Source organism: Bacteroides sp. HF-4919 (assembly GCF_018860125.1).
In genome coordinates, this window is sequence record NZ_JAHKNF010000019.1 from 1 (window position 1) to 24603 (window position 24603).

The 24603-nt window shown below is 44.8% G+C and carries 15 protein-coding genes; 13 read left to right on the top strand and 2 right to left on the bottom strand.

Features of this window, described 5'->3' with window-relative positions:
- The 9 genes from KO473_RS22430 to KO473_RS22470 all read left to right on the top strand — a co-directional run.
- On the top strand, window positions 1–584 hold a 584-nt coding region (locus tag KO473_RS22430; RefSeq protein ID WP_216035183.1), incomplete at its 5' end, for a TlpA disulfide reductase family protein.
- 54 nt (window positions 585–638) lie between these two features.
- Complete coding sequence (locus KO473_RS22435; protein ID WP_122131004.1) at window positions 639–875, top strand: thioredoxin domain-containing protein; 237 nt, start codon at window positions 639–641, stop codon at window positions 873–875.
- 82 nt (window positions 876–957) lie between these two features.
- Window positions 958–1206 (top strand): hypothetical protein, encoded by a 249-nt coding sequence (locus KO473_RS22440; RefSeq protein ID WP_122131003.1) that lies wholly within the window; start codon window positions 958–960, stop codon window positions 1204–1206.
- Window positions 1207–1350: 144 nt separating this feature from the next.
- Window positions 1351–2463 carry a TlpA disulfide reductase family protein gene (locus tag KO473_RS22445; RefSeq protein WP_193684071.1) on the top strand — a complete coding sequence of 371 codons (1113 nt, stop codon included), beginning with the start codon at window positions 1351–1353 and terminating at the stop codon, window positions 2461–2463.
- A gap of 228 nt (window positions 2464–2691) precedes the next feature.
- Window positions 2692–3819, top strand: a complete 1128-nt coding sequence (locus tag KO473_RS22450; RefSeq protein ID WP_005822383.1) for an acyltransferase family protein — start codon at window positions 2692–2694, stop codon at window positions 3817–3819.
- A 646-nt stretch (window positions 3820–4465) separates the two neighbouring features.
- Window positions 4466–7513: a glycoside hydrolase domain-containing protein gene (locus KO473_RS22455; RefSeq protein ID WP_005822384.1), complete on the top strand. Its 3048-nt coding sequence runs from the start codon at window positions 4466–4468 to the stop codon at window positions 7511–7513.
- 96 nt (window positions 7514–7609) lie between these two features.
- Window positions 7610–10099: a glycoside hydrolase N-terminal domain-containing protein gene (locus KO473_RS22460; RefSeq protein ID WP_005822386.1), complete on the top strand. Its 2490-nt coding sequence runs from the start codon at window positions 7610–7612 to the stop codon at window positions 10097–10099.
- 1075 nt (window positions 10100–11174) lie between these two features.
- Window positions 11175–14435, top strand: a complete 3261-nt coding sequence (locus KO473_RS22465; RefSeq protein WP_032537618.1) for a TonB-dependent receptor — start codon at window positions 11175–11177, stop codon at window positions 14433–14435.
- Window positions 14436–14450: 15 nt separating this feature from the next.
- Window positions 14451–16478 carry a RagB/SusD family nutrient uptake outer membrane protein gene (locus tag KO473_RS22470; RefSeq protein ID WP_005822391.1) on the top strand — a complete coding sequence of 676 codons (2028 nt, stop codon included), beginning with the start codon at window positions 14451–14453 and terminating at the stop codon, window positions 16476–16478.
- Between the two features lie 228 nt (window positions 16479–16706).
- On the opposite strand, the gene typA is transcribed toward KO473_RS22470, so the two are convergent.
- Window positions 16707–18506, bottom strand: a complete 1800-nt coding sequence (typA, locus tag KO473_RS22475) for a translational GTPase TypA (protein WP_005811760.1) — start codon at window positions 18504–18506, stop codon at window positions 16707–16709.
- A 155-nt stretch (window positions 18507–18661) separates the two neighbouring features.
- Between typA and rpsO the strand changes: the two genes are divergently transcribed.
- The 3 genes from rpsO (at window position 18662) to KO473_RS22490 (ending at window position 21350) form a co-directional block, all read left to right on the top strand.
- Entirely contained in the window at window positions 18662–18931 is a 270-nt protein-coding gene (gene rpsO / locus KO473_RS22480; protein ID WP_005781774.1) for a 30S ribosomal protein S15, read from the top strand.
- 158 nt (window positions 18932–19089) lie between these two features.
- Window positions 19090–19665 (top strand): helix-turn-helix domain-containing protein, encoded by a 576-nt coding sequence (locus tag KO473_RS22485; RefSeq protein ID WP_005781772.1) that lies wholly within the window; start codon window positions 19090–19092, stop codon window positions 19663–19665.
- Window positions 19666–19700: 35 nt separating this feature from the next.
- Entirely contained in the window at window positions 19701–21350 is a 1650-nt protein-coding gene (locus KO473_RS22490) for an AMP-binding protein (RefSeq protein ID WP_032537620.1), read from the top strand.
- Between the two features lie 57 nt (window positions 21351–21407).
- Here KO473_RS22490 and KO473_RS22495 read toward each other — a convergent pair whose 3' ends face one another.
- Window positions 21408–22976 carry a PAS domain-containing protein gene (locus KO473_RS22495; protein ID WP_005822395.1) on the bottom strand — a complete coding sequence of 523 codons (1569 nt, stop codon included), beginning with the start codon at window positions 22974–22976 and terminating at the stop codon, window positions 21408–21410.
- 186 nt (window positions 22977–23162) lie between these two features.
- Here KO473_RS22495 and ahcY point away from each other — a divergent pair, with 186 nt between their 5' ends.
- Complete coding sequence (gene ahcY, locus KO473_RS22500) at window positions 23163–24581, top strand: adenosylhomocysteinase (protein WP_005781763.1); 1419 nt, start codon at window positions 23163–23165, stop codon at window positions 24579–24581.
- The last annotated feature ends 22 nt before the right edge of the window (window positions 24582–24603 follow it).

The window sequence follows — 24603 nt, forward strand, 5'->3', positions numbered from 1 at the left end:
AATTCAGAATGTATGAAAGAATCTGGGACCATCACACAGACAGTTCTTTCAATATATTATATGAACAATGCCGGCAAGAAGTGAAAGAATCCCCGGAGGTCCTAAAATATATCAAAAGGCGTGATAAAGACAGAGAACTGGAAAGAATACAGCTCAATACACTCGGCAAAAAGATGGAGGATGCCGTCCTCTGTGATACCTTGGGAAACGATATTCATTTACTTGATATGGTTGGTAAAGGAGAGGCTGTACTGATCGACTTATGGGCTTCCTGGTGCCATCCTTGCATGACATATATTCCCGTACTAAAAGCAATCCATGAATTTGGGAAAAACAATCATCTGAAAGTAATAGGAATCTCTTTGGATGATAATATTAAAAGTTGGATGCACGCGATACACAAAAAAGAGATTCCCTGGCAGAATTTCAGAATGAAAGATGGGGAGACCTTTAAAGCATTCGCCAAGAAATATGGAGTTTATGGTATTCCTTATTTCATATTACTCGACAAAGAGGGAAGAATACGAACCATCCACAATCTTCCCACCGAAGAGGATTTGAAAAGTTTAGAATATAATTTATAAGACAGCAGTTGCTTTTTGGTTGGTACTTAACTGCGTAGTGGCGAAAAGGCAGCAATGAAGATTTACGATGACTGGTTCGAAAAAAATAAGTATAAATCGAAAGAAGTGTTTGAGAAAGCGGAATTCGAATTGAATGCAACAGATATAAATGCTGAGACAGAAGAACATAAGAAATGGAAAACAGAGAATCATTTGACAGCAACCCCTACTATCTTAATAAATGGCTATCAGCTGTCTGATAAATATAAGATTGAGGATCTGGTATCTTTTACAGATATAGATATTCACTAATCCTACCTGAACAATCAAAAAGAGAACTATAACAGTAGATTTCATTTAGTAAACAAATTATCAACAATTAAAAAAAGAAATTATGAAAGCATTAAAGAGATTCGTTCTTAAAGAAGAACAAGAATTGAACGAGTATGAAATGAAAATGATTACCGGAGGTACAGCTTACACAACCTGTGATCTAAACAAAGATGGAGATGCATGTGCTGAAGAGAACGCAATATGCTTAACTAAGGTATTAGGAATTGCAGTTGCCGGAGAATGCCGTTTCCACGGAAGTAACTTAATAGGTTCAAAGCCAGACTGTACATGCATCGTAGGCATTGATTAAATCAGCAATTACTAACATATTATTCTTGTACGGTTTGTTAACTAACAATTAATAAACCATACAAGAGTAATAAAAAGCATCCCACAGATTATGACCAGAATTTATCTTTTATTTTACTGCATTTTCATCTGCTTGCAAAGTAATATGGGCCAAGACTCTATTTATAGAATAAAAGGAGTGATCGATCCCCTATATGATAATAGAAAAGTTACTTTAATCGTTCCTATAGATGGAAAAGCAACAAACATTGATTCTACCTTTATAAAGAACGGGACATTCTATTTCGAAGGTAAAGAACGTAGAGAGAAACCATTGACCGAAATAGTGATTGACTCTTATTTTTCAGCGGATTCCGGTAGAAAAATAAACCTCTTCCTGGAGCAAGGGACTATTGACCTCAAAATAGACCCGACTTATAATAGATTAGGTTATCAGGTTCAAGGCACCCCACTAAATGATCTATACCAGATATACCAGGACTCTTCAGCCTATTACATTCAAAAAACAGTCGATATGTACAAACGAAAGGAGGGAGGAAGTCGCACCGAAACCGGACTTAACATAATACCGGGAGGGGTCCTGGAAGCAGTCTACCGACAGTGGGGAGTATTCACCATGGACTTTAAAAGAAAAAACATACATAATCCCGTAGGAGAAGCTGTTTTTAAAAATGAATTGAGAAAATTCAGAATGTATGAAAGAATCTGGGACCATCACACAGACAGTTCTTTCAATATATTATATGAACAATGCCGGCAAGAAGTGAAAGAATCCCCGGAGGTCCTAAAATATATCAAAAGGCGTGATAAAGACAGAGAACTGGAAAGAATACAGCTCAATACACTCGGCAAAAAGATGGAGGATGCCGTCCTCTGTGATACCTTGGGAAACGATATTCATTTACTTGATATGGTTGGTAAAGGAGAGGCTGTACTGATCGACTTATGGGCTTCCTGGTGCCATCCTTGCATGACATATATTCCCGTACTAAAAGCAATCCATGAATTTGGGAAAAACAATCATCTGAAAGTAATAGGAATCTCTTTGGATGATAATATTAAAAGTTGGATGCACGCGATACACAAAAAAGAGATTCCCTGGCAGAATTTCAGAATGAAAGATGGGGAGACCTTTAAAGCATTCGCCAAGAAATATGGAGTTTATGGTATTCCTTATTTCATATTACTCGACAAAGAGGGAAGAATACGAACCATCCACAATCTTCCCACCGAAGAGGATTTGAAAAGTTTAGAATAATTGACCGTAAGGCTTAGTTGCCAACATAGATTTCGTATAAATCAGGAAAATCATCTATCTTTAGATGCTAAAAGAATATCAGCAACTCATTCCGTCAATCTGAACGGCTGCAAAGACGCAGTGATAGAAAACACTGTATTTGAAGGAAATGTACCTGGCCAAAACGTGAAAACGGAGAACATGAAGAGAAACGATCTGAAATCAACCATTAAATAATACACTTTATCCATGAACAAACCTTTATCATCCCCCTCGCCCCGCCTGGCCTCGCTGGATATTCTGCGTGGCTTCGACCTCTTTCTACTGGTTTTCTTCCAACCCGTGCTATGGGCACTGGCACACCAGCTCAACCTCCCGTGGCTGAATAGCATCCTCTTTCAGTTTGACCACGAGGTGTGGGAAGGATTCCGCTTCTGGGATCTGGTGATGCCACTTTTCCTCTTTATGACGGGAGCCTCGATGCCCTTTTCGTTCTCTAAGTTTAAAGACGACCCGGACAAAGGCCCCATTTACCGCAAGATACTCAAGCGTTTTATCCTGCTGTTCATCTTCGGCATGATTGTGCAGGGCAATCTGTTGGGTCTCAATCCCAAGTATCTGTACCTATACTCCAATACGCTGCAAGCCATTGCTACGGGCTATCTGATCGCAGCCATTATCCAATTGCATTGCAGCTTTCGTTGGCAACTGATCGTCACCGTCCTGTTATTGCTCATCTATTGGGCACCGATGACCTTCCTGGGCGATTTTACTCCCGAAAGAAACTTTGCCGAAAAAGTGGACAGGCTGATACTGGGACGCTTTCGCGACGGGGTGTACTGGAACGAGGATGGCAGCTGGAGCTTCTCTCCGCACTACAACTACACCTGGATTTGGAGCAGCCTCACCTTCGGGGCCACTGTGATGTTGGGAGCCTTTGCCGGAAAGATTATGAAAGCCGGAAAGGATAACCGCCGGCAAGTGGTGCGGACATTACTGATCACCGGTATCTCACTGGTGGCCTTTGCGCTGATATGGAGCCTGCAAATGCCGATCATCAAACGGCTGTGGACAAGTAGCATGACGCTTTTCTCGGGAGGACTTTGCTTTCTGCTGATGGGCACCTTCTACTACTGGATCGATTACAAAGGGCATAGCCGTGGCCTGAACTGGCTGAAAATATATGGAATGAACTCCATCACGGCCTATATTTTAGGCGAAGTGGTCAACTTCCGCTGCATAGCCGCATCGGTCAGTTATGGGTTAGAGCAATATCTGGGTAGTTATTACCCGGTATGGTTAAGCTTTGCCAACTACCTGATTGTATTCCTGATTCTGTGGACGATGTATAGACGGAAGATATTCCTGAAGATCTGATCGCAGGTATCACACGTGTCAGCCATCCGGAGAATAGTTGAACAAAAAGAAACCAAACGCTTCTTTTGGCTAACAGAGGCTTTCTTCGTGTCCGACGCTCCGGAAGAAAAAGAAGGGCAAATGGAGGTTGGCGGAAGCGGATAGCCGAGCTTTTCGGCCGAGGAGCCGGGCTTTTCCGGAAAAGAAGGAAGCATTTGGGTGAAAAGGAGTAAGCATTTCACCCGAAAGGAGTAAGCATTTTCGGAAAAAGTCCTTATGTTTTCAGAATATCTCCTATTGTTTTCGGAGATATCTCCTATTGTTATCCGAAACAGCCTCCGATGGAGCGGCTTTTTCTTCTAACTGACAACTGCAAGGGGCGCTTTGCTTACTGACAAAAAAGCGACGAAAGGTTTCATTGAATATCCTTTTCGCACAAGCAAAGCCTCTTCTCTTTCTGATTGGACACAAAGACCGGAAAAGAGAAGATATATGAAATTAAGAGAATCGCGCAGAAGGCGTTCTTTTCGTTCAGGCAGTCCATCCGTCCGAAAGAAACGATTCTGAAGCGGTCGGATTATCAAAGTGACATTCTGCTTACGGAGACACACCGGAAGCAGCGTTGCCTACCGATAAACAGAGTTTTCAACAAACAATTCTTATGAGTATGAGAAAGCATGTACTATCATTCGCATTCCTGCTGCTTATAGCAGGAAGCATGGGGGCGTTAAAAGCCCAGAAATCACAGAGCTATCTGTACGAGGTTCCTTCCAGCCCGTGGGAGGAGTCTTTTGGCAATCACCGGGCTATACTGCAAATAGAGAAACCGGCAAAGGTGGTGGCGCTCGACTTTGAATGGCGACGTCCGGACAAGGATGTAGACGACAGGCGGTTCCTGGTTATCCATGCGGCCACCGGAGACACCATCCGCAACATCCGGCGGATAGAAGTGAACAATGAACACTGCCGCCTGCAATTCGGCCCGGTCAAGGAGAAAGGCACGTACTACTTCTACTACCTGCCCTATCGGGTGCAAAATGGATATGGATTCTACAGTGGCGGATACATTCCGAAAGAAAGCGCACCGGACGCAACCTGGCTGTCCGAGGCCGAAGCAACCCGCAAAAGCCCTCAGGCCAAAGTGGTCAAAGTAGAGTCGCGACAGGCTTTCGACAGTTTTTATCCGATGGAAGTTGTCGCAACAGCCCGGGAGAAAGAGAACTACATCAACCGGAACAAAGCCTCCCTCTACCTCTTTGCCGAAGATCGCAGGTTCCCCATCCGGATGCGCAACAACCTCCCCACCAAATGGCTGACAGACAAACAGGGAAAACTGTTTCGGGGAGAAGCAGCCCCCAATGAATACTATACCTTCCAGATCGGGCTTTGGGCAGCCGTGAACCAAGCAGACAAGATTACTTACCGGGCTTCTTCCCTGAAGTGTGGCCGGGAAATAATATCGGCAACAGCCATTACCTGTTTTAATGTCGAAGGAACCGATCCTTACGGAAAAGCGTTCAAAAAAGAAGTAAACGTACCCAAAGGAAAGGTACAGGCTCTCTGGTTCGGAGTAGATATACCCGACGGGCAGAAAGAAGGAGTCTATACAGGCACCATCACCATCAGTGACGCTAACGGAGCGCAAGGCGTAGTCCCCGTAAGCATACGAATAGCGGGAGAGCCGCTGGCCGACAGAGGCGACAACGAGTTGTGGAGATACAGCCGCCTGAGATGGCTGAACTCGACACTGGGCATAGCCGATACACCTACCGCACCCTATACGGCGATGACGGTAGATGAGAACCGGATCGGATGTCTGGGACGCACCGTTACGGTGGACGAAACCACAGGGCTACCCGCACAGATTCGTTCATGGAACAACGACGTGCTGAGCAGCCCCATGCGGTTTATGATACAAACCGCCGCCGGGGTGAAAGAGCTGAAAGCCATCCCCGAACTGACGGAACATACCGAAGGCCATGTGACCGGAAGCTGGAAGGCTGAGGACGAAGAGATGACCGTAAGCTGCAAAGCAATCATGGAGTTCGACGGATGGATGAACTACGTATACACCATCACACCTAAGAAGCGGATAGAGGTGAAAGATATCCGCTTGGTATTGCCGGTCACGAACAAAGTAGGAACTTACTTCCTGGGGATGGGCCTTCCGGGGCAAGCCACGCCTCAACAATACGACGGTAAATGGGACGCACCGGAGAAAACGGTGAACAACTTCGGAGTATCGATTCCTACATCGAAAGAGCAACAATGGCTATGGCCGTTCGACAGCTTCTGGATCGGAAACGAACATGCGGGTATCCACTGCGAATTCAGGGGAAGCACCTACAGCGGTCCGCTATTGAATCTGTATCGTCCGGCCTATCCGGAAAGCTGGTTCAACGGGGGTAAGGGCGGATTCGCCATACGGAAAGAGGCAGACGGAGTGAAAGCTGTGGCATACAGCGGAGAACGCATACTCGAAGCGGGTAAGCCCATCACATTCGACTTTGCCACGATCATCACTCCGATGAAGCCATTGAATATGAAAAGCCAGTTTACAGACCGTTATTACCACAACGGCCCTAAACCGACACCGACTCAGGCTGATATCGAAGCAGGCGTGCGCATCATCAACGTTCATCAGGGGAATAACTACAATCCGTTTATCAACTATCCGTTCCTCACAGTAGACAAGATGAAGGAGTTCACCAAAGAGTGGCATGCCAAAGGGTGTAAGGTGAAAATATACTACACACTACGTGAACTAAGCAACGCCACATCCGAAATCTGGGCCATCCGCAGCCTGGGACACGAGATACTGAGAGGCGGCAACGGCGGAGGCTTCCCATGGTGTCGCGAACACTTCGTGGCGGACTACACGCCACAGTGGTACGAACACTTTGACTATGCCAACGCACAGGGCATCACGGCCGATGCCTCCGTACTGACAGCGGAAGGAGACTCCCGGTGGTACAACTACTATATAGAAGGATTACGCTGGATGGTGCAGAACATGGACATCGACGGTATCTATCTGGATGACGTTTCCTTTGACCGCCGTATCCTGAAACGGATGCGCCGCGCCATGGAAAACGTAAAGCCGGGATGCCTGATCGATCTGCATTCGAATACAGGATTCTCGAGGGGACCTGCCAATCAATATACGGAGTTCTTCCCGTATGTAGACAAACTGTGGTTCGGTGAAAGCTTCCTTTACGATAAAATGACACCGGCCAACTGGTTGGTAGAATCGTCAGGCATTCCGTTCGGACTAACAGGCGATATGCTGTACAGAGGAGGCAATGCATGGTTAGGGATGCAATACGGAATGACTGTCCGCTATCCATGGTACACCGAAGGAGTCAACTGCGATCCGCGACAGGTATGGAAGGTATGGGATTCATTCGGCATTGCGGACGCCACCATGCTCGGGTTCTGGGAGGAACATCCGGCCGTCTCCACATCCGACGAGGCTGTCAAAGTCACTGCCTATCGCAAACCGGGAAAGACCCTGCTATCCATCGGCAACTATTCGGATGAAGTGAAGAGCGTGAAACTGAGCATAAACTGGGAACAGTTAGGACTCGACCCGCAACAAGTGAAGTTGGTAGCACCTGAGATTCAGGATATGCAGGAGGCGGACGAATGGAATATTGACGACCCGATAAGTACAGCACCCAGAAAAGGATGGCTAATCTACATCGCTCCGAAGTAAACCCGAAGCAGTCTGCGTGAAAATCAATAGTTTTTATTATTTTTGCGCAGACTATGACAAACCAATATAACTAACCCCTAAAATAACACCCAAAACATGAAGAAACTTTATTCATTTCTCCTCAGTGCCCTGTTCGCTCTTCCGGCAGCACACGCCGGCGGCACCGACTACACGCAAGGGCTCTCCATCTGGTTCGACACACCGAATACGCTACAGGGCAGAGCCATCTGGTATGGCAGCCGTCCCGACCTCTGGAAAGGAGAAAGTAAACCGGAAAGTGCAGGAGACACTGCCCGGAACCCGGATGCCAACTGGGAGTCGCAATCATTGCCCATTGGAAACGGAAGCATCGGAGCCAACATCATGGGCTCGATAGAGGCGGAACGCATCACCTTCAACGAGAAAACTCTCTGGAGAGGAGGACCTAACACTTCGAGAGGAGCCGATGCCTACTGGAATGTAAACAAACAATCGGCACACGTACTGAAAGAAATACGCCAGGCCTTTACCGACGGAGACCAGAAAAAAGCCGAAATGCTGACGCGCAAGAACTTCAATAGCGAAGTGCCTTATGAGTCGAGCCGCGAAAAGCCTTTCCGTTTTGGTAACTTCACCACAATGGGAGAGTTTTATATAGAAACCGGACTGAGTGCTGTGAATATGAGTGACTATAAACGTATTCTCTCTTTGGATTCGGCATTGGCCGTGGTGCAATTCAAGAAAGACGATGTAGCCTACGAACGCGACTACTTCATTTCCTATCCTGCCAACGTGATGGCAATCCGCTTCAAAGCCGACCGGCCGGGCAAGCAGAACCTTACTTTCAGTTACGCCCCCAATCCCGTATCGACAGGAAGTATGTCGGCAGACGGTGCCAACGGCCTTGCATACACTGCCCACCTCGACAACAACGGTATGCAGTACGTCGTACGCATCCATGCCACTGCCAAAGGCGGAACATTGTCAAACGCAGACGGAAAAATTACCATAAAGGATGCCGACGAAGTAGTATTCCTCGTCACTGCGGATACGGATTATAAAATAAACTTTGATCCGGACTTCAAGGACCCTAAAACATACGTAGGAGTAAACCCTGCCGAAACCACTCGTCAATGGATGGACAATGCGGTAACCATGGGATATGATGTGCTGTTCAAACAACACTATGACGACTACGCCGCCTTGTTCAACCGAGTGAAGTTACAGTTGAATCCCGATCAGCAAAGCCCCAGCCTGCCTACAGCCAAGCGTTTGCAAAACTATCGCAAAGGACAACCGGACTTTTATCTCGAAGAACTCTACTATCAGTTCGGACGCTACCTGCTTATCACCAGCTCAAGACCGGGCAACATGCCTGCCAACCTGCAAGGCATCTGGCACAACAACGTAGACGGTCCGTGGAGAGTAGACTACCATAACAACATCAACATACAAATGAACTACTGGCCGGCTTGCTCGACCAACCTCAATGAATGTACACTCCCGTTGGTGGACTTTATCCGTACATTGGTAAAACCGGGACAGAAAACAGCACAAGCTTATTTCGGAACAAGAGGATGGACCGCATCCATTTCGGCCAATATTTTCGGATTTACCGCTCCACTCGAAAGCGAAGATATGTCGTGGAACTTCAATCCGATGGCCGGTCCCTGGCTGGCAACACACATCTGGGAATATTATGATTATACCCGTGACAAGAAATTCTTGAAAGAAACCGGATACGATTTGATTAAGAGCAGTGCTCAGTTTGCCACTGACTTTTTGTGGCGCAAGCCGGATGGAACTTACACCGCAGCTCCTTCCACTTCGCCCGAACACGGACCGATTGACGAAGGAACCACCTTTGTGCATGCCGTAATCCGCGAAATCTTACTGGATGCTATCGAAGCAAGTAAAGTGCTCGGAGTGGACAGCAAGGAACGTAAACAATGGCAAGAAGTGCTGGCACATCTGGCTCCTTATAAAGTAGGTCGCTACGGTCAGTTGATGGAATGGTCGAAAGATATAGACGACCCGAAAGACGAACACCGTCACGTCAACCATCTTTTCGGACTACACCCGGGACATACTCTCTCACCCATCACCACGCCCGATCTCGCCAAAGCCGCCAGAGTGGTACTTGAGCATCGCGGCGACGGAGCAACCGGATGGAGTATGGGATGGAAACTTAACCAATGGGCACGTCTGCAAGACGGTAACCACGCATACAAACTTTTCGGCAATTTGCTGAAAAACGGTACATTGGACAATCTGTGGGATACTCACCCGCCTTTCCAGATCGACGGGAACTTTGGAGGTACCGCCGGTATCACAGAGATGCTGCTTCAGAGTCACATGGGCTTCATTCAACTATTACCCGCACTTCCGGATGCCTGGAAAAACGGAAGTATTAGTGGAATCTGCGCCAAAGGGAACTTTGAGGTAGACTTGTCATGGAAAGACGGACAGCTTGCAGAAGCAACCATCTTTTCGAAAGCAGGTGAGCCTTGTACGGTAAGATATGGAGATAAGGTTCTCTCTTTCAAAACAAGTAAAGGAATAGTTTATAAATTGGCTTTAGATGGAGACCGACTGATCATCAAATAATACTTTAGTATAATCCTATTAAATAAAAACATCCCCGGAAGAATAGTTTTTTTCCGGGGATGTTTTTGCTTTATTACACAGACACTGATTTACCCAGAGAAACAGATCCATCATATAGAGATGTCCAAACCTAATCTTACCACCATCCGCATCTTACTACTACTGTTCTACTATCCTTATTAAAGAACTCAAAAAGTATCATATTTAACACTTTAGTATTTCTTAATCCAACAGTCCTAAATATAAACACTATTAAACAAAATCGGATAGGAAACGGAAAGAAAAAGACAAAAATTAAATATAAAGTCTCAAAACAAAAAACAGAAAATTCCGCTAAAGAAAAAGATTTTCATGATTAATATTAAATAATGCTCACCTGTGCATTATGAACGGAGTATAAGAAGAATTTAGTTCTCACGGAACTTATCGCCATTAAAGTGTTTCTGTAAATGTACCTTAACCTTTGACCTGTTCTTGTATTAATATTTTTTGTTAACTTAGGCTAACTTGTGTTTATAAAATCACAATATCTCTTGGCAAAGATGCGATAACTTTTAATAATATGCAAGAATTTATAATAATAATTTTCTTTATCTATGTTTTGCACATCATTATTTTATTAAAAAGTAGCAGACAATAAATAAAATATGCCGCCTCAGAGGAAGGTGGTAGAAAAAAGACGCTTCTTTCTATTTGCATAAGATCTATCGTCGGGACAGAGCAGTTCCTGTATCATTTAATATAATTAGCTTTTCGGGGCTATGCAATTACAATTGCAAGTAAAACAATAAAGAAAAGGAACGAATCAGACAATTTAGAATATACAAAAGCCGATTTATTATTTTTTTCCAAGTTCCGTGAGAACTTAATCACTTTTGAACGAACAATTTAATAAACAAGTCAGCATGGTTCAGAAAGGAGCAAGAAAAAAATGACATACATACATTAACCTCTAATAATTATGCTTATGAAGTAGAAAAAACGAACCCTTTACAAACCTTATTCCGGAAACAAAATAAAATCCGGAATCCTAAAACAAACTATCAAATTAATGTTTAACCGAACAATTTAGTGTATGACAGAAAAAACTAACCTGTTTCCGAACCTAATCCGGTTTCGAGAAACAAATCGCCTGAAAATGGCAATCGCTGCTTCTATCATGCTATGGTGTGCAACACCTCAGCAAGCGGCAGCCGATACTTACGAAAAACACGAAATCACCACTGTACAACAGCAAAAAGTAAAAGCTACCGGTACCGTGGTAGATCAAAATGGGGAAGCTATGATTGGTGTATCCGTCAAAGTGAAAGACAATGCCACCATGGGAACTATCACCGACCTGAATGGTAAATTCTCTTTTGACGTACCTAAAGGCGCTACACTTGAAATTTCTTACATCGGCTACAAAACCGTAACTGTCAAGGCAGAAGGTACAGTCCTCAACATTAGGATGAAAGAAGATGCAGAGGTATTGGATGAAGTCGTTATTGTGGGCTATGGTTCACAAAAGAAAGTGAACGTGACCGGTGCCGTCGGCATGGTCAGCTCCGACGTACTTGAAGCCCGACCGGTACAAAACGTATCGCAGGCTTTGCAAGGTGTAGTCCCAGGTCTGAACCTCTCGGTTGGCAACTCCGGAGGTGCACTGGACAGCTCGATGAGTATCAATATCCGTGGTGCCGGTACTATTGGTGATGGTTCAGGTTCTTCTCCTCTTATTTTGATCGATGGCATTGAAGGCGACCTGAACTCAGTTAACCCGAACGACATCGAAAATGTATCTGTACTGAAAGATGCAGCTTCTGCCTCTATCTATGGTGCCCGCGCTGCATTCGGTGTAATCCTCGTTACAACCAAGAGTGGTAAAAGCGGCAAAGCAAGGGTCAGCTATAACGGTAACGTACGTTTCTCTGACGCACTCTGTGTACCGGAAATGATGGACTCTTATCAATTCGCACAATACTTCAACCGTGCAGCCGAAAATGCCGGTGACTCAGGTCCATTCAGCCAAGAAGCACTCGACCGTATCCTTGCCTACCAAGCCGGAACCCTGAAAGAGACAATGACCATGAACGAACAAACCCGTAAATGGCAGGCTTATGGCGGTGCTAATGCCAATACCGACTGGTTCAAGGAATTCTATAATGACTGGGTTCCGTCACAAGAACACAGCCTGAGTATCAGCGGAGGTACAGAAAAGACACAATATACTATCAGCGGAAGCTTCCTCGACCAAAATGGTCTGCTTCGTCATGGTAGCGATAATTTCCAACGCTATACGATGAACGGTAAAATCACAAGCCAGATTGCTGACTGGTTCACTGTCACTTACTCAACCAAATGGACACGCGAAGACTTTGACCGCCCGTCATATCTGACAGGTCTCTTCTTCCACAACATCGCCCGCCGCTGGCCGACTAACCCAGCTTACGACCCGAACGGACATCCGGTAGACGGCATGGAAATCGAACAGTTGGAAAACGGTGGAAAACAGATCAACCAAAAAGACCTGAACACCCAACAGCTACAGTTCATTTTCGAACCCATCAAAAACTGGAGAATCAACGTGGAAGGTAGTTTACGCACAACGAACACGAATGAACACTGGGATGTATTGCCGGTGTATGCATACAACGCAGATAACGAACCGTACCTGATTTCATGGAACGGCGGCGCACTCGGCCTCTCTCAGGTAAACGAGTATTCATATAAAGAAAACTACTACACGACCAACATCTATTCGGACTACTTTAAACAGTTTGACAGCGGACACTACTTCAAAGTTATGGCCGGTTTCAACAGTGAGCTTTATAAAACCCGTTATGTCCAGGCTCAAAAGAGTACACTGATTTCAAGTTCAGTGCCTACCATCAACACAGCCACTGAAGACCCGAAAGCATGGGGAGGATATGCCCACAATGCCGTAGCCGGTTTCTTTGGACGCATCAACTACAATTATAAAGACCGATACATGGTGGAAGCTAACGGACGTTACGACGGTTCGTCACGTTTCATAGGTGACAAACGTTGGGGATTCTTCCCTTCATTCTCTGCCGGATGGAACGTTGCACAAGAACCATTCTTTGAAAGAATCGCCGAAAAATGCAGCATCGGTACATTGAAACTCCGTGCTTCTTGGGGACAATTAGGTAATACAGATACCAAAGACGCATGGTATCCTTTCTATCAGACTATGCCTACAGGCTCCAATTATGGTTGGTTACTGAACGGTGCATTACCTAACTACGCCAACAATCCGGGCATTGTCAGCATGAAGAAAACATGGGAAACCATCGAAACATGGGATGTCGGTTTAGATTGGGGATTGTTTAACAACCGTTTGACCGGTTCGTTCGACTACTTCGTTCGTTATACTTACGATATGATCGGTCCGGCTCCCGAATTGGCTGCATCTTTAGGTACAGGAGTGCCAAAGATCAATAATGCGGATATGAAGTCCTACGGTTTTGAACTTGAACTGGGTTGGAGAGACCGTATCCAGGATTTCTCTTATGGCGTGAAATTCGTTCTGTCTGATTCTCAGCAGAAAATCCTGAAATATCCGAATGAAGACTACAACATCGGTACTTATTACAAAGGTCAGAAACTCAATAATATCTGGGGATACAAGACAATCGGTATCGCACAAAGCCAGGAAGAAATGGACGCCCATCTGGCAAAAGTAGACCAATCGGCCTTGGGTAGTAAATGGGGAGCAGGCGACATCATGTATGCCGACCTCGACGGTGATGGCAAGATCAGCACAGGAAGCAATAAACTGGGAGATACAGGTGACCGCGTTATCTTGGGTAACAGTACTCCGCGCTTTAACTACGGTCTGACTATCGATGCAAGCTGGAAAGGAATTGACTTCCGCGCATTCTTCCAGGGCATTGGCAAACGTGACTATTGGCTGCAGGGCCCGTACTTCTGGGGATCAACCGGCCTTGGACAATGGCAGGCTGCCGGCTTCAAGGAACATTGGGATTTCTGGCGTCCGGAAGGTGACCCTCTGGGAGCAAACACCAACGCTTACTACCCACGTGTAGCAAGAAACGGCGGTAAGAATACGAATGTACAAAGCCGTTATTTGCAAAACGCAGCTTATTGCCGTCTGAAAAATATCCAGATAGGTTATACTTTGCCTAAAACATGGACAGAAAAAGCAGGTATGTCGTCTGTACGTGTCTATGTATCCGGAGACAACTTGCTTACTTTCTCCGATATCACAGGCATCTTCGACCCGGAAGCAATCGGAAGTACATATGATGCGAACAACGGTAAACTGTATCCGTTGCAGAGAGTCATTTCAGTCGGTTTAAATGTTAACTTCTAAAAAAACACCAAGAATATGAAAATTAAAATGAAATATATCGTGGCGCAAGCTTGCCTCGTAGCGGGAGCATCCATGGCTCTGACTTCGTGCAACGACTTTCTGGACAGAGAGCCGCTGGATCAAGTCACTCCGCAAGAGTATTTCCAAACTGCAGACCATCTGGCAGCATATACTATTTCAAAATACAACTCTATGTTCTCAACACATAGCGGATGGAATGCCGGTACGGTAAACAATGATGGCGGTACAGACAACATGGTAGTGGGTGGTTATAACTCTACCTACTATGAAAAAGGGATCTGGAAAGTACCTTCAAACAATGACAACTGGTCCAACGGATTGTCACTGGCCCGTTATTGCAACTACTTCTTCGAACAGGTATTGCCTAAATACGAAGCCGGAAAGATCTCGGGATCAGAAGATGACCTCAAACACTACATCGGTGAAATGTATTTTATGCGTGCATTGGTATATTACAACCAGCTACGCAAATACGGAGATTACCCTATCATCACTGAGGTGCTTCCGGATGATGAAGCGATACTGATTGAAAAGAGTGTACGTCAGCCACGTAATAAAGTGGCCCGCTTCATTCTCGAAGATCTCGACAAAGCCATCGGGTTAATGAAAAACCAAGGCTTCATGAACAACAATCGCCTGAACAAACAGTGTGCTTTGCTGATCAAATCACGTGTGGCATTATACGAAGCTACATTTGAGAAATATCATCAGGGAACAGGCCGCGTGCCGGGTGACGAAACATGGCCGGGAAAGAGCGTACATCCGAATTTCTCACTCGATGTATCAGCCGAAATCAACTTCTTCCTCGACCAGTGTATGGATGCAGCTTCACAAGTAGCGGACGCTATCACACTGACCGAAAATACAGGGATATTCAATCCGCTTAGCGACAGTGAATATTCCGGTTGGAATCCTTACTTTGAAATGTTCTCTGCTGAAGACATGAGTGGTTATTCCGAGGTTCTTTTCTGGAAAGATTATCTTCGTTCGGGAAGTATCAACATCAGCCACGGTGCTCCCAATTATATTTATTCAGGTGGAAACAATGGAATGTTGAGAAGCTATGTACAGACTTTCCTGATGGAGAACGGATTGCCCTGGTATGCCGACAACAGCGGATTTAAAGGTGACAGCAGAATTCAAGAAGAAAAAGAAGGACGTGACCAGCGCTTGCAACTTTTCTTATTCGGTGAGAAAGACAAGCAGGCTCCGAGAGCCGATGGTGACGGCACTATGCCCGAGTTCGGCGAACCTGCTCTCTTTGAGCTGCAAGAAGTAAGAGATTTGACAGGATATCGCATCCGTAAATGCCTGACTTATAAAAAGGATCAGATTATCTCCGGTTCCGACCAGTCGACCACAGGATGCATCATCTATCGTGGTGTGGAAGCTTACCTCAACTATCTGGAAGCATATTATCTGAGAAATGGCAAGGTAGATGGAAAAGCAGCCCAATACTGGACCGCCATCCGCAAACGTGGTGGGGTGGACACAGATTACGAAAAAACCATCCGCAATACAGATATGAGCAAAGAAGTAGACTGGGCTAAATACTCCGGTTCTACATTGGTAGACGCAACTTTATTCAATATCCGCCGTGAACGTCGTTGCGAATTCATCGGTGAAGGTATGCGTTGGGATGACCTGATGCGTTGGAGAGCTATGGACCAATTGCTCACAACCAAATATGTTCCGGAAGGATTCAACTTCTGGGATGAAGCTTATGATGACTATGTGGCAATGAAAAACGACAAAGGCGAGCCTAAATATAAGATTGTATCAGACGGTAGTTCAACAGCCAATATGTCAGCAAAAGAATTAGGTAAATATGTACGTCCATACTCAATCGTAAAAGCAAATAACGCTGTATTCGACGGTTACACATTCGCTAAGGCATACTACTTGTATCCGGTGCCGATACGGCAGATGGAGCTACTGTCTCCGGACCGTTCAGTCAACAGTTCTGTACTTTACCAGAACCCATACTGGCCAAACAAAACAAGCGAGCCTGCTATCGAATAATAGTTTTCCAATAGGAATCAAAATATAAAAAAGTATTGATTTTTAGTATATAATAAAGTTGTTGTGGTAAGAGATTTATAGCAACTACACAAATTTAAAAAAGGAAAATTGGAAAAAGGGCGTCCGTGAGGATGTCCTTTTTTATATTACATATTAGAAGAACGGTATATATAAACAAAAAGGCCGCGCAAATTGCACAGCCTTTCATTATATAAATATCCGGAAATATCAGCTCTTGTTAGCGCGTTTACGTTCGTTTTCATCCAAAAGCACTTTACGCATACGCATAGCCTTCGGAGTAACCTCTACATATTCGTCTTCCTTGATGTACTCTAATGCCTCTTCAAGAGAGAACTGTACAGGAGGAATCAAACGGGCTTTCTCATCAGAACCGGAAGCACGCATGTTAGTCAGTTTCTTCGACTTAGTCACATTTACAACCAGGTCTTTTTCGTGAGCATGTTCACCCACTACCTGGCCAGCGTATACCTCTTCCTGAGGGAAAATAAAGAATTTACCACGATCCTGCAGTTTATCGATTGCATAAGCAAATGCAGTACCACTTTCCATAGCGATAATCGAACCATTGGTACGACGTTCGATATCACCTTTGAACGGTTGATATTCTTTAAAACGGTGAGCCATAATGGCTTCACCTGCCGAAGCAGTCAGAACGTTCGTACGAAGACCGATGATACCGCGTGAAGGCATGTCAAACTCAAGGTTAATACGCTCACCGGTATTCTCCATCATGGTCATCTCACCCTTACGGCGAGTCACCATATCGATGATTTTACTTGAATACTCTTCCGGTACGTTGATTGTAAGTTCCTCGATCGGTTCACACTTCACTCCATCTATTTCTTTATAAATTACTTGCGGCTGTCCAACCTGTAACTCGTAACCTTCACGACGCATCGTTTCGATTAAAACAGAAAGGTGAAGCACACCACGACCCGATACTACCCATTTACCGTCTTCTTCACTCTTACGCACGCGCAATGCGAGGTTCTTATCCAACTCCTTGGTCAAACGATCATGGATATGACGTGAAGTTACAAATTTACCATCCTTACCATAGAACGGAGAATCGTTGATGGCAAACAGCATGCTCATAGTCGGTTCATCAATAGCGATAGGCGGCAATGCTTCCGGATTTTCATAATCGCAGATCGTATCTCCAATCTCAAATCCGTCAATACCCACCAAAGCACAAATATCTCCTGAAGAAACCTCAGTCGTTTTCACACGGCCCAGCCCTTCAAAAACATGAACTTCCTTTATTTTAGATTTTACAATACTACCATCGCGCTTAGCCAAGGATACATTCATACCCTCCTTGAGCGTACCGCGGTGAACACGTCCTACAGCGATACGGCCTGTATATGAAGAATAATCGAGTGAAGTGATCAACATCTGCGGAGTACCTTCCAATTGTTCCGGAGCAGGAATGTTCTCTACAATACAATCCAGCAAAGGCACAATGCTGTCTGTCTGCTCTTTCCAGTCCGTACTCATCCAGTTGTTCTTAGCCGAACCATAGATTGTCGGGAAGTCAAGCTGCTCTTCAGTAGCATCGAGGCTGAACATCAGATCGAACACCATCTCGTGTACTTCGTCCGGACGGCAGTTCGGCTTATCCACCTTATTAATAACAACAATCGGTTTCAATCCGATTTCCAAAGCTTTCTGTAATACGAAGCGCGTTTGCGGCATCGGACCTTCAAAAGCATCAACCAACAGAATACATCCATCGGCCATGTTGAGCACACGCTCTACTTCACCACCGAAGTCGCTGTGTCCCGGAGTATCAATAATATTAATCTTAGTTCCGTTGTAATTGATAGAAACGTTTTTAGAGAGAATCGTTATCCCTCGTTCACGCTCCAAGTCGTTGTTATCCAGAATTAATTCACCGCTTGTTTGGTTGCCGCGAAACAAGTTTCCGGCTAAAAGCATTTTATCGACGAGAGTCGTTTTCCCATGGTCAACATGGGCAATAATTGCAATGTTTCGAATATTTTGCATAGAATACCTATTATTTGGCGACAAAGGTACAAAAATTGGATTAGAAAAAAGGGATAGTATAGAAAATATTTCCTGCAATTCATTGTGGGATAAAAGATAATGCCTATCTTTGCACGCTCAAAGAAACATTTTATAGATCAATAATTTTATTAATTATGTATTTAGACGCTGCTAAAAAGCAAGAAATCTTCGGTAAGTACGGAAAGTCTAACACTGATACTGGCTCAGCTGAAGCCCAGATAGCTTTGTTTTCATACCGTATTACTCACCTGACTGAGCACATGAAGCTCAACAGAAAAGATTATAGTACAGAAAGAGCTTTGACTATGTTAGTAGGTAAACGTCGTGCTTTGCTCGACTACCTGAAAGCAAAAGATATCACCAGATATCGTGATATCATCAAAGAGCTTGGCTTGCGTAAGTAATCACTTACCGCGAACAAAATTTAAAAGCCGTTTCTTCCATCGGGAAGAAACGGCTTTTATTTTTTACCCTTCCCCTTGCTTGGATATAAAATTTCATTAATTTTGCAGCAAAACGAATTAAATTATAACCTTTTACCAGAAAAATACATTCAAACATTATGGATACAAGTAAAATCGTAGGAGAAAAGATAAAATCACTCCGTGAGAACAAAGGAATCTCAATAGAAGAACTTGCCGAACGCTCGGGACTGGCTATCGAACAGATAGAACGTATCGAAAACAATATTGACCTGCCGTCATTGGCACCGCTTATCAAAATAGCCCGTGTATTGGGCGTACGTCTGGGGACTTTCCTCGACGACCAGGATGAAACAGGTCCGGTTGTTTCGCGCAAAATGGAAGCAACAGACACTATCAGCTTTTCAAACAACGCCATCCATTCGCGTAAACACATGCAGTACCATTCACTGTCCAAGTCAAAAGCCGACCGCCACATGGAACCGTTCATTATCGATGTAGCCCCTACACAAGACAGTGATTTCGTGCTATCTTCCCATGAAGGAGAGGAATTCATCATGGTCATGGAGGGAGTTATGGAAATCAGTTACGGAAAGAGCACCTACTTGCTTGAGGAAGGCGATAGTATCTATTATGACTCCATCGTACCTCATCACGTTCATGCCTACGAAGGACAGGCTGCCAAAATTCTGGCAGTGATCTATACACCGATTTAATGATCAACGATTATCGCTCCACACATACTAAAAACATGCAACTATACGAAAGAACACTCGGCCAGTGGCTTGAACATTGGGCCGAAACAACACCCGACAAAGAATACATTGTATACTCCGACCGTAACCTGCGTTTCACCTGGAAGCAATTCAACAAACGGGTGGACGACATGGCGAAAGGATTGATTGCCATCGGAGTGGAAAGAGGTACCCATGTAGGCATCTGGGCGGCAAACGTTCCGGACTGGCTGACTCTGCTATATGCCTGTGCAAAAATCGGTGCAGTCTACGTGACAGTAAACACCAACTATAAACAAGCTGAACTGGAATACTTGTGCGAGAACTCGGACATGCATACACTCTGCATTGTTAATGGAGAGAAAGACAGCGACTTTGTTCAGATGACCTACAATATGCTTCCGGAACTGAAAACTTGTGAACGCGGACATCTGAAGAGCGAACGTTTCCCCTATATGAAAAATGTGATCTATGTAGGACAAGAGAAGCACCGCGGGATGTACAATACACAGGAAATCCTGTTATTAGGCGATAATATAGAAGACACCAGACTCAATGGACTCAAAGCCTGCGTCGACTGTCACGACGTGGTAAATATGCAATATACCTCTGGAACAACCGGTTTTCCCAAAGGGGTCATGCTGACACATTACAATATAAGCAATAATGGTTTCCTGACCGGCGAGCATATGAAATTCACAGCCGACGATAAACTATGTTGCTGCGTACCTCTGTTCCATTGCTTCGGCGTAGTGTTAGCCACCATGAACTGCCTGACTCACGGCTGTACCCAGGTGATGGTTGAGCGCTTTGACCCACTCATCGTACTGGCATCCATCCATAAAGAAAGATGTACCGCACTCTATGGAGTACCTACCATGTTTATCGCCGAACTAAATCATCCGATGTTCGATATGTTCGACATGTCGAGTCTTCGTACAGGCATCATGGCCGGCTCACTCTGCCCGGTAGAGTTGATGAAACAGGTGGAAGAAAAAATGTATATGAAGGTGACCAGCGTATACGGGCTGACTGAAGCAGCTCCGGGGATGACTGCCACCCGCATTGACGATCCATTTGACGTACGCTGCAACACTGTAGGACGTGACTTTGAGTTCACAGAAGTAAAAGTGCTTGATCCGGAAACAGGTGAAGAATGCCCGATCGGCGTACAGGGAGAAATGTGCAATCGCGGATATAACACCATGAAAGGATATTATAAGAACCCACAAGCTACAGCTGAAGTGATAGATAAAAACAACTTCCTGCACTCAGGAGACTTGGGAATCAAGGACGAAAATGGAAACTATCGCATCACGGGGCGCATCAAAGATATGATCATACGTGGAGGGGAGAATATCTATCCGCGTGAAATCGAAGAATTCCTCTATAAGCTTGAAGGAGTAAAAGACGTGCAGGTATCAGGCATTCCGTCTAAAAAGTATGGAGAAGCAGTAGGCGCCTTCATCATTCTGCACGAAGGGGTAACCATGCAGGCATCAGACGTGCAGGACTTCTGCCGTAATAAAATCTCCCGCTACAAAATACCCAAATATATTTTCTTTATTGATGAGTTCCCTATGACCGGAAGCGGAAAGATACAAAAATTCAAACTGAAGGATTTAGGATTGAAACTCTGCGAAGAACAAGGTATCCAGATTATATAAAAACAGACATGACAAGTGATTAACCGGAGAGAAATTCCAAACGTTAATCACTTATCATTATCGCTTCACAGGTAAAGTAAAATAAAAGACAGTTCCTTTGCCCTGTTTGGAACGTACCCAGATTCGTCCGCCCATTTTTTCGACAAGCATACGGCAAATAGTCAGTCCCAACCCTGTGCCTTGCACAAAATCATCTATCTTTCCGAAACGCTGGAAGATCGTAGCCACCCTTTCTGCAGGGATTCCTTTCCCTGTATCCGATACATAAAACTGCACCATATCGGCCTTTTCCTGAAATCCGAAATGAATTTCTCCGGCAGAAGTAAACTTAATGGCATTGGTGATCAGATTGACCAAAATCTGCGAAATGCGCTCCCAATCTCCTTGTATGCATAGCTGCGGATCTACTTCGTCCAACATAAGTCGAACTTCCGGTTTAACCGATTTCACATACAATTCATGCAATTGCAGACAGATATCTTTCAACTTCACAGGATGATAAGAAAGTTCCAAGGAACCGGCCTCAAGTGCAGAAAGATCGAGAATATCATTGAAGAGATTCAACAGGACAGACGAATTGTGCTCTACGATATCGGCATATTGCCGCTTTTCGTACTCATCGTCCGCCTCGATAATCAGTTTGGAGAAACCTACAATCGCATTTAGCGGAGTGCGTATTTCGTGGCTCATATTTGCCAAAAACGAAGATTTCATCCGGTCGGCCTCTTCGGCCTTGATCCGGGCCGCTATCAATTCTTTTTCCGTCTTCTTTGTTTCGGTCACATCCCATGACACTCCAATGATATAAGGATACCGTCCTCCTGAAGGAACCACTGTTTTCATGGTGGTCACTGTACGGGCTTCACCACTCATAGTGGTATAAGTTTCCAGATACTCAATGCGCCCCAGCTCCATCGCTTTCAAATCATCTTGCCGGAGACGCTCCGCATCCTTTTTATCCGGAAATATCTCCGCATCTGTACTCCCCACGGCCCTCTCGACAGAGATACCCGAATATTCGGCAAAAGCTTTATTCCAATAAAGATAACGAAAGTCGTTCCCTGTATCTTTCACAAACAAATAGACAGGAATATTATTCAGAATATCATTCATCAACGAATTGAGACGTACGATCTCACTTCGCTGAGCCTCGTTGGTTCTTGCCATTTCAGTCTCTTGTGATACATCACGGCACATACACAACAAATATTGATCATCCAACGGAAAAATACGATTTTCATAATGGTGAAGAACACCGTCCAACGTTAACGAATGTTCGGCTATCGAACTCTTTCCGGTACGAATCACCTTATCCATGTTCTGACGAACACTTTCATAAGCTTCCTCAGGAACAATATCTCTTACATTTGAATTTATAATACTCTCGGCTGTCGTACCTTCAACATGATTCGTAGTAGGTGATGAAGCTAACTCTACTATATTGGCATTATGGTCAAAAACAGTAAGCATATCGGGCAAAGCATCCAAAATCCGGGTACTGTACCGCTCGCGAAACCGTCCTTTTTTAAGAGAGTCGAGTTCAGAAGAGAGCCCCTCTACTTTTTTCTCCAATTTCTCTACAATCTCCAGTAGTTCTTCTTTTGTTTTATGCTCGTAGTATCCCATGGATTTCAGTCTGTTTAAATCTATATTGTTGTATATAGCATTTGATTACTTGCAAATATAATACATAAATCTGAAAAATATCCTACAAACCGAAGTTATTATTGATTAAAAAATCCGATAGCTTTTGCCCTACTATTCAGAATGTTCTATCTTTGCACCACTTTATATTTTAAACAATTTACATTTATGTCCACAGAATTATTCTCTACCCTGCCCTACAAAGTGGCAGACATCACACTTGCCGACTTTGGTCGCAAGGAAATCGACTTGGCAGAAAAAGAAATGCCCGGCCTTATGGCTCTTCGCGAAAAATATGGAGAATCCAAACCGTTGAAAGGTGCTCGTATCATGGGTTCGCTGCACATGACAATCCAGACTGCTGTCCTGATTGAAACGCTGGTGGCTTTGGGAGCTGAAGTCCGTTGGTGCTCTTGCAACATATATTCGACACAAGATCATGCAGCAGCAGCCATTGCAGCTTCAGGTGTTGCTGTATTTGCCTGGAAAGGTGAAACTTTGGCAGACTATTGGTGGTGTACCTTGCAGGCTCTGAACTTCGAAGGAGGTAAAGGGCCGACAGTGATTGTCGACGATGGCGGGGATGCCACAATGATGATCCATGTGGGCTATGAAGCAGAAAATAATGCTGCCGTATTGGACAAAGAGGTACATGCCGAAGATGAAATAGAACTGAACGCCATACTGAAAAAAGTGCTGGCAGAAGACAAAGAACGCTGGCACCGGGTAGCGGCTGAAGTGCGCGGAGTTTCGGAAGAGACAACGACCGGCGTGCATCGCCTATACCAGATGCAGGAAGAAGGCAAGTTGTTGTTCCCTGCCTTCAACGTAAACGACTCGGTTACCAAATCTAAATTCGACAACCTGTATGGTTGCCGCGAATCACTGGCAGACGGCATTAAACGTGCCACAGACGTAATGATTGCCGGTAAAGTAGTTGTAGTATGCGGTTATGGAGATGTAGGTAAAGGCTGCTCACACTCCATGCGCTCTTATGGGGCCCGCGTGTTAGTGACAGAAGTCGATCCTATCTGTGCACTTCAGGCCGCTATGGAAGGTTTTGAGGTAGTGACCATGGAGGACGCCTGCAAAGAAGGTAACATCTTTGTTACCACAACCGGTAACATCGACATCATCCGTATCGATCACATGGAACAGATGAAAGATCAGGCCATTGTTTGCAACATCGGTCACTTTGACAATGAAATTCAGGTAGATGCCCTGAAACATTACCCGGGTATCAAACGTGTCAATATCAAACCACAGGTAGACCGTTATTATTTCCCTGACGGACACAGCATCATTCTGCTGGCAGACGGCCGTTTGGTAAACCTGGGCTGCGCCACAGGACATCCCTCTTTCGTGATGAGCAACTCTTTCACTAACCAGACACTGGCACAGATCGAGCTGTTCAACAAGAAATACGACATCAACGTATATCGCTTGCCGAAACACCTGGATGAAGAAGTAGCCCGACTGCATCTTGAAAAGATCGGCGTAAAGCTGACCAAACTGACTCCTGAGCAGGCTGCCTATATCGGAGTTTCGGTTGACGGCCCATATAAAGCCGACCACTACAGATATTAAAAAGTTACGATTGGACGATTTA

Coding starts and splice junctions, on each gene's coding strand:
- KO473_RS22435 (WP_122131004.1), top strand. CDS start 639: ATGAAGATTTACGATGACTGGTTCGAAAAAAATAAGTATAAATCGAAA.
- KO473_RS22440 (WP_122131003.1), top strand. CDS start 958: ATGAAAGCATTAAAGAGATTCGTTCTTAAAGAAGAACAAGAATTGAAC.
- KO473_RS22445 (WP_193684071.1), top strand. CDS start 1,351: ATGGGCCAAGACTCTATTTATAGAATAAAAGGAGTGATCGATCCCCTA.
- KO473_RS22450 (WP_005822383.1), top strand. CDS start 2,692: ATGAACAAACCTTTATCATCCCCCTCGCCCCGCCTGGCCTCGCTGGAT.
- KO473_RS22455 (WP_005822384.1), top strand. CDS start 4,466: ATGAGAAAGCATGTACTATCATTCGCATTCCTGCTGCTTATAGCAGGA.
- KO473_RS22460 (WP_005822386.1), top strand. CDS start 7,610: ATGAAGAAACTTTATTCATTTCTCCTCAGTGCCCTGTTCGCTCTTCCG.
- KO473_RS22465 (WP_032537618.1), top strand. CDS start 11,175: ATGACAGAAAAAACTAACCTGTTTCCGAACCTAATCCGGTTTCGAGAA.
- KO473_RS22470 (WP_005822391.1), top strand. CDS start 14,451: ATGAAAATTAAAATGAAATATATCGTGGCGCAAGCTTGCCTCGTAGCG.
- typA (WP_005811760.1), bottom strand. CDS start 18,506: ATGCAAAATATTCGAAACATTGCAATTATTGCCCATGTTGACCATGGG.
- rpsO (WP_005781774.1), top strand. CDS start 18,662: ATGTATTTAGACGCTGCTAAAAAGCAAGAAATCTTCGGTAAGTACGGA.
- KO473_RS22485 (WP_005781772.1), top strand. CDS start 19,090: ATGGATACAAGTAAAATCGTAGGAGAAAAGATAAAATCACTCCGTGAG.
- KO473_RS22490 (WP_032537620.1), top strand. CDS start 19,701: ATGCAACTATACGAAAGAACACTCGGCCAGTGGCTTGAACATTGGGCC.
- KO473_RS22495 (WP_005822395.1), bottom strand. CDS start 22,976: ATGGGATACTACGAGCATAAAACAAAAGAAGAACTACTGGAGATTGTA.
- ahcY (WP_005781763.1), top strand. CDS start 23,163: ATGTCCACAGAATTATTCTCTACCCTGCCCTACAAAGTGGCAGACATC.